General features: G+C 53.6%; 10 protein-coding genes. 3 read left to right on the forward strand and 7 right to left on the reverse strand.

Translation table 11 applies throughout. From position 1 onward, the window contains the following. The first annotated feature begins 22 nt into the window (after nucleotides 1–22). Together H6F91_RS22570 and H6F91_RS22575 are read left to right on the forward strand one after the other, a co-directional pair. A complete protein-coding gene (locus H6F91_RS22570; protein ID WP_190772188.1) occupies nucleotides 23–1726 on the forward strand; it encodes an ABC-ATPase domain-containing protein in 1704 nt (567 codons plus the stop codon). 169 nt (nucleotides 1727–1895) lie between these two features. Beyond that, a complete protein-coding gene (locus H6F91_RS22575) occupies nucleotides 1896–5138 on the forward strand; it encodes a tetratricopeptide repeat-containing protein (RefSeq protein ID WP_190772187.1) in 3243 nt (1080 codons plus the stop codon). Nucleotides 5139–5530: 392 nt separating this feature from the next. Here H6F91_RS22575 and H6F91_RS22580 read toward each other — a convergent pair whose 3' ends face one another. From H6F91_RS22580 to surE, 6 genes are all read right to left on the reverse strand, one after another. Then, the gene (locus H6F91_RS22580) at nucleotides 5531–6034 is read right to left on the reverse strand and encodes a MogA/MoaB family molybdenum cofactor biosynthesis protein (RefSeq protein WP_190771352.1); all 504 of its coding nucleotides are present in this window, start codon (nucleotides 6032–6034) and stop codon (nucleotides 5531–5533) included. Nucleotides 6035–6109: 75 nt separating this feature from the next. Next, the gene (psb28, locus tag H6F91_RS22585) at nucleotides 6110–6454 is read right to left on the reverse strand and encodes a photosystem II reaction center protein Psb28 (RefSeq protein WP_190771353.1); all 345 of its coding nucleotides are present in this window, start codon (nucleotides 6452–6454) and stop codon (nucleotides 6110–6112) included. A 283-nt stretch (nucleotides 6455–6737) separates the two neighbouring features. Beyond that, nucleotides 6738–7823 carry a glycosyltransferase family 4 protein gene (locus H6F91_RS22590; RefSeq protein WP_190771354.1) on the reverse strand — a complete coding sequence of 362 codons (1086 nt, stop codon included), beginning with the start codon at nucleotides 7821–7823 and terminating at the stop codon, nucleotides 6738–6740. 73 nt (nucleotides 7824–7896) lie between these two features. After that, on the reverse strand, nucleotides 7897–8892 hold the full coding sequence (locus H6F91_RS22595; RefSeq protein WP_190771355.1) for a bifunctional riboflavin kinase/FAD synthetase: 996 nt from the start codon (nucleotides 8890–8892) through the stop codon (nucleotides 7897–7899). A 132-nt stretch (nucleotides 8893–9024) separates the two neighbouring features. Then, nucleotides 9025–9915 (reverse strand): MBL fold metallo-hydrolase, encoded by an 891-nt coding sequence (locus H6F91_RS22600; RefSeq protein WP_190771356.1) that lies wholly within the window; start codon nucleotides 9913–9915, stop codon nucleotides 9025–9027. A 418-nt stretch (nucleotides 9916–10333) separates the two neighbouring features. Then, nucleotides 10334–11170: a 5'/3'-nucleotidase SurE gene (surE, locus tag H6F91_RS22605; protein WP_190771357.1), complete on the reverse strand. Its 837-nt coding sequence runs from the start codon at nucleotides 11168–11170 to the stop codon at nucleotides 10334–10336. Between the two features lie 253 nt (nucleotides 11171–11423). On the opposite strand from surE, the gene pheS reads away from it, so the two are divergent. Continuing rightward, entirely contained in the window at nucleotides 11424–12431 is a 1008-nt protein-coding gene (gene pheS / locus H6F91_RS22610) for a phenylalanine--tRNA ligase subunit alpha (RefSeq protein ID WP_190771358.1), read from the forward strand. Nucleotides 12432–12605: 174 nt separating this feature from the next. On the opposite strand, the gene H6F91_RS22615 is transcribed toward pheS, so the two are convergent. After that, nucleotides 12606–12959 (reverse strand): DUF1257 domain-containing protein, encoded by a 354-nt coding sequence (locus H6F91_RS22615; RefSeq protein WP_190646429.1) that lies wholly within the window; start codon nucleotides 12957–12959, stop codon nucleotides 12606–12608. Nucleotides 12960–12999: the final 40 nt, after the last annotated feature.

Here is a 12999-nt window from a genome sequence, read left to right on the forward strand (position 1 = left end):
CCGGTATTTTCTCAAGGTGCCTATGCCAACAGATGCCGATCTCAATTCGCAATTTATTCGGCTAGATGGTCGTAGCTACAAAGCTTACAAAGACCTTCAAGGTCGCTATCAATTTAAGGACTTCACGTTGTTTATCGACTACGTGCAGGGGGATCCCTTTGCTGCACCCAGTCGTTTGCGTGTTCAAGTGCCGCAAACCCAAGCCCAATTTCCACAAGACCTGTACGCTACCCCAAGCCGGGTGATCGCCCTGTGTGACTTCCTGCACCGCCAGTTTGCTTACCAGGCAAACCGATTGCAAACCAACCGGGGTAGTGGAAAAAGTGGCCTGGTTGCGATCGCCCCTATAGGCCAGCAGGTTCTAGAACGTTCCTCACTCTGGGTATCTGACCTCTGTGTAGAAGCTCGCTTTGTTGTCGGTCTACCTGCTCAGGGTCGCACCATTCTGGGTCGGCAAGCCGCAGAACTGCTTTGTGAAGATTTGCCTGAGATCGTGATGCGATCGCTCATCTACTCCGCGTTAGATGCATCAATTCTGCGCCGCCATATTGATGTCGTCGAAGACGCTGACTGGCTGCGGCAGCAATTGCCCAGCCGCAACCTAGTCGCGTTCATCCCAAACGGTGCCATTCTTCCCCGCCAAAGTGGTGTAGACGATCGCCCCTTACAAGAATCGGCTCAACCCTTTCGGGCTCCGCGAGAACTAGAAGTCGAGTTTGAACGACCTAACCAGGGCCCCATCCGTGGCATGGGCATTCCCGAGGGCATCACATTAATTGTGGGGGGCGGCTACCACGGCAAATCGACCTTGTTGCAGGCGATCGCCCTCGGCATTTACAACCACATCCCCGGTGATGGTCGTGAACAGGTGGTAACGGTGGCAGAAGCCACCAAAATTCGCGCTGAGGATGGCCGCAGCATTACAGGGGTCGATATTTCCCCCTTCATCAACCACTTACCCCAGGGTCGTTCGACCACCCATTTTTCCACTGAAAACGCCAGTGGCAGCACGTCACAGGCTGCCAGCATCATGGAAGCCCTGGAAGCGGGAGCCACAGCTCTTTTAGTGGATGAAGATACCTCAGCCACCAACTTTATGATTCGCGATCGCCGTATGCAAGCGTTGATTGCCAAGGATCGCGAACCCATCACCCCATTTATCGACAAAATCCAACAGCTTTATCAGGAGTATGGCGTCTCCACCGTGCTCGTGATGGGCGGCAGTGGCGACTATTTTGATGTGGCTGACACAGTGATTGCCATGACGAACTACGAGCCAGAGGCCGTAACCGAGCAGGCCCGGGCGATCGCAGCCGAATACACGATTCACCGAACGATGGAAGGGGGCGATCGCTTCGGCTCCCTCCCCAGCCGCATCCCTGTCCCACTGACTCAGAATTGGGATGATTCTCGTCCACCCAAACTGAAGGTACACGAAGTGGACGAACTGGTGATTGGACGCGAATCCATTGACCTTAGCGCCCTCGATCAATTAGTCGATGGAGGCCAGCTACGAGCGATGGGAGCGGCGATCGCCCTGCTGCGTCAGGATTATTTTGATGGTCAGCAAACGTTGATAGAGGCAATCGACCAACTCCTGAACACGGCTCAGGGCAATCTGGACGCTCTTGCCCCAAACCTTCAGGGTGATCTGACCACGTTTCGCAAATTGGATTTAGTGGCGGCAGTCAGCCGCATGCGATCGTTCACCCTCACCCATTCTTAGGGCTGTACTAGATCCCCACATGCTAACTGACCAGGCGATCGCCATATCAGAAGTGCCATTACCCATTCCTCACTTTTCTATGGCAAAACCTTAAATCTAGGGTGAACCTGAAAGCGTCTCGTAGAAAAGCTGCCAGAATAATCCTCAGCGCTTGTACAAGGTCAGAATTATGAGCCAGGGTTTATCTTCCACACCATCCATGGCGATCGCCACCGCCCTTCACCTGCATCAACACCTTCGCGATCAGGTGCAACGCACCCAGGAGCGAGAGCGATCGTGGCAGGGAGGCATTGTGGCACTGGCGGCGATCGGCACCTGCTTTGCCCTGCTTCCCTGCCTGCTTCAAGACATCCCGGCTGACCTGGCACAGTGGTCTCAAGTCAGCCGGGTGGTCTTGGCGCTTGTGGGCTTAGGGTTGTTGGGTCTGGTGTTTCTATCCAATCGGTTTAGCCACAACAGCACCACGCTCAACGCGGCAATGGCCGCAACTGAGCGAGCCATCTACTTTTATCAGACATTATTGCAATATCGAGCCGATCGCGATTTTTGGCTCCAGCAAGAGCTGCGACGCATTCAGCAGGAATTGCAGGAGCTGATGATTCCGTTTCCCGACAGCAGCGGAACTCCCTCCTTAAAACAGGCTCCAAACCTCACAGCCCATGAGTATTTGCAGCAGCGGTTGGTGGCCCAACTCCAACAGTTAACGCAGCAAACTCACGGGTTGACTCGTCAGCGCCATCGCACCCAAACCGCCCTGGGTATTTGCATTGGAGCAGTCGTGTTGGTGCCCATTGTGGCTCCCAACGTGTTGGTCTGGGGAGCGATCGCCCTGTGTCTGAGTATTGCATTGGTGCTGTGGCTGCGAGTCTCTGCGCTCCGACCCGCCATTGAAACAGCTAGCCAACTGAGTCTGGGGTTAACCCTGTTACGGGATTACTGGAACAGCCTTCCAAACTTGGCACGTACCAGTTTGGAATTTTTTCGGTTAGTGGTCGCCACTGAAACTTTATTGGAGAGCCCCTACCGTCAAATTACCGACCAGATTCGAGACTCGATGGAAATACTGCAAGATCAACAGTTTGATCTGATTCAGGAAGTCTTGAACCAGCCCCTTCCTGCATCGCTAGTAGAGGAACTCCAAACCCGCTCTCTGGAAAAAGAGGGAACGGCCCAGTCTCTTACCGCCGGAACAGCCCTTACCCAAGTTGCCGTTACCGAAGAATTACCCGCTCTCACCATCACCACCGCCGAAGTAGTTTCCAACGGTTCCCAGAGTGGTAAAGCGTTAACTGCGGCCCCAATAAATCAGCCCCCATCCCACATCAACAAGCGGAGCCGACCCCATGCCTTTGTGATCATGCCCTTTGGCCGTAAACAGGGGCCCGACGGTCACTGGATCGACTTCAACAGTATCTACCAAAACTTGATTCGTCCCGCTCTGGAAGAAGCCGGCTTTGAGTCCTTCCGAGCCGATGAGGAAGAGGCCAGCGGTGACATCCTCACCGACATGTTTCAGGAGTTGCTGTTGGCAGATTTAGCGATCGCCGACCTCAGCATCGACAACGCCAATGTTTTCTACGAGTTAGGGATTCGCCATGCTTTCCGCAAACGAGGCGTAGTCCACATCCAGGCAGGCCGGGCTTACATGCCCTTCGACATTTTCAATGTACGAACCCTGCCCTACCACTGTGACGAGAACGGTTGCCCCGACCCGGCCTACCTCGAAAAAGATAAAGCAGCCCTGATCAAGATGGTTGGGGCAACCTGGAAAGCTGAGCGCAACATGGTTCATAGCCCAGTCTTTAACCTGCTAAATGGATTGATCGAACCCGATCGCCGTACCCTGCGTACCCCCCTGGCAACCGGCTACTGGCAGGAATACACCTCCTTGCAGTCGAGGATTGCGATCGCCCAACGGCAAAAGCGCATTGGCGATGTGGTGCTGCTGGCCGAAGAAGTCAGCAACCCTCTGGTGAAGGAAGATGTGCTGGCAGACGCAGGTAAAGCACTGAAAGATATGGGGAACTCTGCTCTGGCATTGAAAGAATATCGTCAGGGTTTAAAGCTCAATCCTGATAATGTCGACTTTCGTTGTGAGGAAGCCTATCACCTGAGCCGCCTGGGGCAATCGGATGAGGCGATCGTCAAGCTGGAAAAAGTACTGGGCGACGTGCCTACCTGCGTCAAAGCAGCCACTTACCTGGCCCGGATTTACAAAGATCTGTGGAAGCATGCCTGGTCAAATATTACCGATGCCAAGAAGCGTCTGCAAACAGCCTACGAAGCCTCCTTTTTGTTGCAACGAGCGATCGATAATTACCTGCGGGGTTACCGGCTGGATCAGAACCAGTACTATCCCGGCATTAATGCTCTGATGCTGACCGCGCTGCTCGATCACCTGGCCACTAGTGCTGAGGTGGAAAGCGGTGATATTGATGAGCTAGCCTATCGCAGCAAGCTGCCAACTCTCTGTGGCTCCGTGCAGTTCTGCCTGGAAAGTACTCTACACTGCACACCAAACGACTACTGGGCAGCGATGTCGTTAGGAGATTTAGCGGTCTGTGTAGCGGAGACTCCGCAACAGGTCGCTACGGCCTATCGCAAAGGGTTGGCGGTGCTGTGGAATTACAAATTTGGGCTGCAGGCTACGCTGGAGCAGCTCTATCTGTTGCAGTCTCTTAACTTTCGTCCGGCTTTTGTAGAGATCGGGCTTAGCGTTCTGCAACCCGAGCTGAATCGCCTTGTACAAGCAGAGTCCCTGGTTTCTCCCAACCGAGAGGAGGAGGAATGGTCGAAGCCATCCCAGGTACTTCTCTTCAGTGGCCACATGTTGGATAATCCCTCACGAGCTAAGCCCCGCTTTCCTGCTTCTATCGAACCGGAGGCAACGCGTCGCCTGGAGGAAGCGCTGGATAAGTTTTCCGTTCAAGCCAACTGTATTGCGATCGTCCCTGGCCTGGCTTGTGGAGGTGACATCCTGTTTGCAGAGGCATGCTTGCGGCGCAATATGCGGATTGAAGTGTATCTCCCCTTCGAATCCTCAGCGTTTATCTGCGATTCGGTTAGCTTTGCTGGAGATAGCTGGGTAGAACGGTATTACACCATCATCAACAGCCCCAATATCACAGTGCATCTGCAGCCCGATCGCCTGGGCCCCGTCCCCGGGTACGACAACCCCTATGAACGCAACAATCGCTGGGCTCTCTACTCAACGCTGATGTACGACATCAACCGCGTTCGTCTGATTGCCCTGTGGAATGGGCAGGGTGGCGATGGCCTGGGAGGTACCGCCGATATGGTGCAACAGGTGCGGCAACTGGGTGGCATGGTCGAGCATATCGACATCACCAAGTTCGATTACTGGAAAGAGCAGCAGGGGCAGGGGCAGGCGATCGCCACCAGCATGTCCTAATCTCCGAACAGAGTACAGCACTAAAAAATTAGGGCAGGGACTTCATACCTGCCCTATCTCTATCATCTTAGGAGATTTCCAGCAATGAAATTACCCCCCAGGATGTTGGTGTTTTGCCCGCTTCGCGGGCAAAACACCAACATCCTGGGTAAATTCTTATGCAGAAACCTTCTTCGGGAATTTGGTTAACCTGAGGCCGGGATAAGCTGAAGTGTCCATTTTGAAGTGCTGCGCGTTGCGCGGCACTCCAAGATTCCCTTAACCCGACCTCAGGTTGATTAACTCGACTTTGGACTAAATTGGGTTTCGCTTCACTGAAAAGCTTGCTACGCAAGCTTTTCAGTGAAGCGAAACCCGAAAACCCGCTGCGCGGTAGGCAGAATTAGTCCAAACTATGAGTTCAGTTGTTTGATCAGGTGTTGTAATTCCGGGAGAATCAAGTTTTCCATGGCCAACACCACCGCTCCCCGGGCACCAGGAAGAGAAAAGATCAAGGTATTTTGGCGAATTCCAGCTACGGCACGGGAGGCGATCGCTCGTGACCCAATTTCTCGATAACTCAGCCAGCGGAAAATTTCGCCAAAGCCTGGTAGGGTCTTCTCCAGTAAACGCTCGACCGCATCATAGGTGGTATCCCGAGGGGCAATACCCGTGCCGCCATTGAGGATGATGGCGGCAATAGCCGAGTCATCACAGAGGGATTGCACATGGGTTGCGATCGCCGCTGGGTCATCCTTCAGGATCTCATAGCTCCCCACCTGATGCCCGGCACTCACCAGCGCCATTTCAATGGCTTGTCCACTGGTGTCCGTTTCGCGGGTGCGGGTATCACTGACGGTGACAATGGCGCAGACGACTGGACGAAAATCTTGATCAGGGTGGGGGGTAGAAGTCATGGATAGGATATATAAACTACCTGAAAGATTAATTTTTCGTGCGCTTGGCGCACGAAAAATTAACGAGGACAGGCTCTATTCGTTGTCAGATTTGCTGAAGCCCAGGCCATTTTCTTCGGCATAGCGCTGCATGAAGCGCATAAACCGATCCCATTCTTCGGAGCTTTTCATAATGTACAGAGCTTCCAATGCTTCCGGTTGACCGTTGATGAATTTGGCCTTTACCTCGCGCGTCATCAACTCACCCTCTTCATCGATCAAGTACATACCGGTGATGTCTTCGGTGCTTTCGTTACTGAGGGCGACGGGCTTTTCAAAATAAAAGGTGGCGGTGCCGTTACTACCGTCCCGAGCACGAGTCAGCCGCACATCAGGAATAACACTTTCGGTAATGCCACGGGAAAATTGAATTTCTGCCATAAAGATTCTGTCCATCTCGTTACAAAAGGATTGGGAGAACCGATCTCCCTGTAACATTGCGTTACCTTTATGGGATCTATCATCTCAGATCTTGCACCAAAACCCAGATCTGTCCTTTAGCCTCCAATGGCTCACCTTTTTTAACAGGTAACCAGGGCTTCAAAATATAGCAATGTGCAAGGGGTGCATCCCACTTTTGGAGGTGAAGCGGGCTTCGCCCGCTTCACCTCCAAAAGTGGGTTTCCAAATTTGCAAAAGTGGGATGCACCCATGTGCAAGTGCGTTAAGTACAGCAACGGTGATTCTGATACACATTCCAAAGCCATTGTTCCATGCGATCGCCCATCGCTTCTCGGGAATATAGGGCTTCCACTTGCTGCCGACAGGTTTGGCGATTGATGTGTGGAAGACGGGCGATCGCCTTCACTAAGCCATCGACACTATCGGGCTCCACTAAGTATCCCGTCACTCCATCTTGCACAATCTCTGCCGGGCCACCCCGACGATAAGAAATGACCGGTACACCGCAAGCCAGCGCTTCAATCGCGACGTTGCCAAACGCTTCCACCCAGCGAGGAGTCATCAACAATCCCTGACATTTTCCCAACTCCCGTTGCAGTTCCGCCGTCGACAAAAACCCCACGTATTCAAAGGGAGCATCGGGGAAGCGATCGCCCATGCTTTGCCAATAGGCCTCGTCAGTTTTCGCTCCCCAAATTCGCAGCGGTAAGCCAACCTGTTGAGAGGCAGCGATCGCATCCTCCAACGCCTTTTCTGGAGCAATGCGGCCTACCCATCCCAATACGCTGTCAGGCTGAGGTTGAAAGGTATATTCCGACAAATCCAGGCCATTACTGAGAATGCGGCATTGGTCAGCGAAGGGAAAGGTGTCGGCTTGAGCCTTTGTATGCATTGCGATGGTTCCCGGAAAACGAGCCGCGACTTCGCCGATCACGACATCCATAGCATCCGTCAGGGAACCCATACTCACAAAGTGGGCAATCGGCTTCTCAAAAAACGGGGTGAGGTAGAAGGGTAGCCAATCGTAGGCCATGTTCACCAACACATCGACCTGGGGCTGCTGCTGCCGCGCATACTCCCACATCTCCGCCAGCACAGCCCCTTTAGGCATGACAATTGGGTCTGAGCGCTCCTGCCTTTGGGCCGTATCCTGCCAGGTTCCGGAAATTTGGGCAACATCAAAGCCATCCAAAACAGAACCTGCGGGGGCAGCAATAGTAACGGTATGTCCTCGATGTCGCAGCTCTGCTGCCAGGTTTTTCAAGGTCAGTTCTACGCCACCACCCTGGCCCGACCCCAGCGGTCCCACTGTAGTGGACAAAAACAAGATCCGTAATGCGTCAGACATGATGCGACCCTATCACTCACCAATACCCATCATGCGTGGACGTGACAGTTGCACGACTACTCCCACTCAAAATCTACAGAATGCTGGATAGACTCAGATGCGATCGCGCCGCTTCACAGTCCCGTTGAATCTGAGCCATCAGCTCATCCAGGGAGGAAAACTTCTGCTCGGGTCGCAAAAATGATTCCAAACGCACATGCAATACCTGACCGTACAGATCCCCCTGCCAATCTAAGAGGTGTACCTCTACTCGCTGGGTCTGCCCGTTCACCGTGGGACGCATTCCCAGGTTCATCACCCCAGGAAGGACTGCGGGTGGCACTGGATCGTTGGCTGAAGCCACAGCAACCCGCACCGCATAAACCCCCAGCCGGGGTATAAATTTCTCCGCAGGCACGTCCAGATTCGCGGTAGGAAATCCGAGTTGACGGCCCAGGGCATCGCCATGCACCACCTCGCCCCAGAGCTGATAAGGCCGCCCTAAAAGCTGAGCAGCTCGTTCGGGAGCGCCTCCTAACAAAGCGGCACGAATCGCAGAGCTACTGATACGCTCGTCGCCATCTCGGTGCAGGTCGACAACCGTAACATCAATACCAAAGGAGGCTGCGATCGCCTTCAGATCCACTGCCGTTCCGGAGCGATTGCGACCAAAACAAAAATCCTGACCAATGCTCACCCGCTGCGCCCGGAGCCGCTGCACCAGAATAGCCTCCACAAACTCAGGCGGCGTCATCTGAGCCAGGGCTTCGTTGAACGGCAAACGCACCAGTTGCCGAATCCCCATCTGCTGCAGGGAAGCCGCTTTTTCACTCAGGGGCGTGAGGAGCGATCGCCGCTGATTCGTAAAAAATTCTTGTGGATGCGGATGGAAGGTTACCACCGTTGGCACACCGACTTCTGGAGAAGCAGGAATCGAGGCTTCTCCCTCCGCTCCAGAAGTCACCAGGGAGGGCGAAGCCGACAATATTGGCTCGATGACGCGTTGGTGCCCACGATGAATCCCATCGAAGTTACCCAGGGCAACAACGGTCGGCGTTTGAATTAGATCGGGCGAAGAGGTAATCCACACGCTTTACATTCTGACATACTCTGTTGCCACACAACACAACCGGATTATTTTTGAAGGTTAGTATTAATGCAAAATCGTGTTTTTATATTAATACTGACCTTCAAAAAACTCCGGACTTACTGCGCGGCACTTTCAAGTCGATGTAGACAGCAGCGCCGGCTGATCTCCCTGAATTGTCATCACATCAATTTCCAGGCCTTCCCAAGCCACCACACTGTTGGGAAACACCCTCGCCGTATCCTCCTTAACCTGATCCATGAAGTCATCCGTATGAAGGGGATCGTGGTGAAAGATAACGAGCTGCTTTACGTTTGCGGCCTTTGCGGCCTTGACCGCCTCCTGCCAGGTAGAGTGTCCCCAGCCAATCTTGCTCGACTTCTCCGAATAATACTCGTCATCCGTATACATGGAGTCGTAGATCATCAGGTCTGCATTGTGCGCTAACCATAGAACATTCTCATCAAGGCGGTTGCGATAATGCTCCGTGTCCGTCACGTAAGCCACCGAGCGATTGCCGTAGGTCACGCGATAGCCAACCGCTTCACCAGGATGGTTGAGCAGAGCATTCTGGATCTTTACGTCACCTACAGTGACCGTTTCACCCACCCCAATGTCGTAGAAGGTGAGATCCGCACCCATAATTTGCAGCGGTACCGGGAAGTTGGGGTGCAGCATCTGATCGTTGAGGCGCTGCTCGATGGTGGAACCATTGGGTGCGATCGCCCCATAAATCTTGAACGTATTGCCTTTGATAAAAGCAGGAACGAAAAAGGGAAAACCTTGAATGTGATCCCAATGGGAATGGGTAAAGAACATGTGCGCGTTCAAAGGCATTTCCCGCAAGAGGGTTTGCCCAAGAACCCGCAGGCCGGTACCTCCGTCGAAAATGAACAGGTGCCCATCTATGCGCATTTCGATACAAGACGTATTGCCACCGTAGCGGACCGTCTCGGCCCCCGGACAGGCAATACTTCCCCTGACACCCCAAAAGCGAACCTTGAACTGGCTTTCCGTACTTGACATGAATCTTCTCTATTGGATTCCACTGAGCTTTGCCATCGCCTAAACCCAGCCCATGTCCTGACTCCAGGTTTAGCCTTTTCTAGCCCATTGACCTTAATATGCGAGATTTTTCTCGACCCTGCTGTGATCTGAAGTGCGTCTCCAGCCTGTATCCAAAGATGTTCTATGGGACAGGAGAAATCGCAATATCGCGATTCGGACTGATCACCCGTCGTCAGAATAGCCTCAGCAAGTGAAACTTAGCCTCTGACTCTATAATCTGTCCAGTTTAATCTGCCCACACGGAAGATACCCCAGTTCTGCTAAAAATTATCGCAAAAATCTACGAATGGCATAGCCCTCTTTACGAATTCTCTGCACCCAGCTAGAGGACGGCCACCCATCTTTGCGATCGCGTGGGTAGATTGGACTCACCTTACTACCACTCTAACTTCAAATCCCGCAGACTTGCCAATCCAGATGCACAAGTTAGGTTGTACTGCAATGGCGTAACAGTTATATATTTCTTGCGAATCGCCTGCACATCTGTCGCAACCCCTGCCATCCAATTTAGGTCATCCGACTGTAATCCTGTCTCCGCAAGGGCTAGAAACTCTAGGGGAGGCTGTGGCACATCTTCCAACAACTCCCCTGCCAACCAGTAATAGGTTTTGCCGCGGGGGTCTACTCGTTTTTCAAACTGGTCTACATAGCGTCGTAAGCCCTGACGCGTGACCATCACTCCGACAATCTCATCAGCAGGAACGGGCGGAATGTTAACGTTCAATAACATGGGGCGAGGCAACGGCTGGTCTTCTAAGCGCTTCACCAGGGTTCGGGCAAATTCTGCCGCAGGCTTAAAATCTTGCGAGGTAAAACTGCACAAACTAAAAGCAATTCCCCCAATGCCCTCAATAACCCCTTCCATGGCCGCTGACACCGTTCCGGAATACAAAACGTCCGTCCCCAGGTTAGAGCCATGATTAATGCCAGACAGCACCAGATCCGGAAACTCATCTAGCAGAGCGCCCAGGGCTAGCTTTACACAATCGGAGGGTGTGCCTGAGCAGGCCCAGGCCTTAATTCCTGAAGCAAAGCCAGATGTAACAGGCTGTGCCCGGATAGGCTCATGAAGAGTCAGTCCGTGACCTGTCGCTGAGCGTTCGCGATCGGGACAAACAACAGTAATCTCATGCCCGGCATCGGCCAGGGTATTCGCCAGGGTCTGTACACCCAGGGAATGGATACCGTCGTCGTTACTGATAAGCAATTTCATGGTGGTGAGCAGGCGCTGTGGGTGAGCAGTCAAAGGGGGCAAGCATCGTAGAGCATGACAAAACCCCCAAGGCCAGTCTAAAAGATGTTTGAGAGGTCGATGGCTACCCAGAGAGCGTTGGGGGATATTGTGTGCAAAGCACGCAATATCCCCCGTTCCAACAAAACTCTCCCCATAGCGACCGCCAACCTCGTACACTGGTTAGGAAAGGCGGTGTTAAGTACCGTTACGCGAAGAAGTCTTTTAAGAACCCATGAGTACCCCGACCCAGTCCACCGATCTTGCGACACAATTGGCTAGCCTGCGTCAGGAAGCCCAGGCGGCGATCGCCCACAGCACCACCCTGGATGAGCTGGAGCAGCTCCGCATTAAGTATCTGGGCAAGAAAGGTAGCCTTTCCCAGGTGCTGGGGGCCATGGGTAAACTGAGCGCCGAAGAACGGCCCCGCATCGGCTCTCTGGCGAACGAGGTCAAGGAAGCCGTACAGAACGCATTAACCGAGAAGAAGGAGGGGTTGCAGCAGGCGGCGATCGCGGCCCAACTTGAATCGGAAACCCTGGACGTGACCATGCCGGGTGTCTTCCGTCCCCAGGGACAGGGGCACCCTCTGACCAACACCATCGATCGCATGATCGACATCTTCGTGGGTCTGGGCTACACCGTAGCAACAGGTCCAGAGATGGAAACTGACTACTACAACTTCGAAGCCCTTAACTTCCAGCCCGACCACCCAGCGCGGGACATGCAGGACACCCTCTTCCTGCCCAACGGCAACCTGATGCGGACGCACACCTCCTCCGTGCAAATCCGCTACATGGAAGAGAACGATCCCCCCATTCGGATTGCCATTCCAGGCCGTTGCTACCGCCGCGACACGGTGGATGCCACTCACTCTGCTGTGTTCCATCAGCTCGAAATTCTCGCTGTGGATGAGGGGCTAACCTTCAGCGATCTGCGGGGCACCCTGAAGGTATTTTTGGAAGCCATGTTTGGCGATATTGAAATTCGCTTCCGTCCCAGCTACTTCCCCTTCACGGAACCCTCCGCCGAAGTCGATGTGCGCTGGAAGGGGCGCTGGCTCGAAGTGATGGGCTGCGGTATGGTCGATCCCAATGTGCTGAAAGCCGTCGGCTACGACCCCGAAGTGTACACTGGCTTCGCTGCTGGCTTAGGTGTTGAGCGAATTGCCATGGTACTCCACCAAATTGACGACATCCGCCGCATTTACAACAGCGACCTGCGCTTCTTACGCCAGTTCTAAACTACACAAAAAGGGGGGGCTTGCTGTTAGCAAGCCCCCCCTTTTGGCCTCATCATTTGTGGTGTGTGGGGTGCTTAGCACCCCACACACCACAAATGATGAGGCCTGTTTTACCTCAAAAAACGGGCTGGCCCGTTACAGGCCAGCCCGTCGATTGGGAACGCTCTCGTAGAACTACTTTTGCAGTACCAGCTTAACGTTGGCGTTCTGCAGACCAGGGCGCTTAACTTCAGCCAAGGTCTTGTTCACAGCGTATTTTTGGTTGATCGAGTTGATCAGCTCGGTTTGGTTGTGCTTCTTAGCAACACCCCACAGGTCAGCGATCAGGTCGAAAGACCCATCAGCGTTGCGGGACCAGCCCAGGTCATACTCGCCTTCCAGAACAGCTACGATGTCAGAGCGAACGCGCTGACCATTGTAGCCGCGCACATCGGCTTCGGTCTTAACCGAGATACCCAGGTCACGCAGAGACGCTTTCAGGATTTCGGCATCGGTGATCTTGGTACGCAGAGTGCTAAAGTGAGACATTTGGGATTTCCTCCTGTTGAGAAACTGAGAGAAACGACAA

It is taken from the genome of Leptolyngbya sp. FACHB-8 (assembly GCF_014695575.1).
Lineage (GTDB): Bacteria > Cyanobacteriota > Cyanobacteriia > Elainellales > Elainellaceae > Vacuolonema.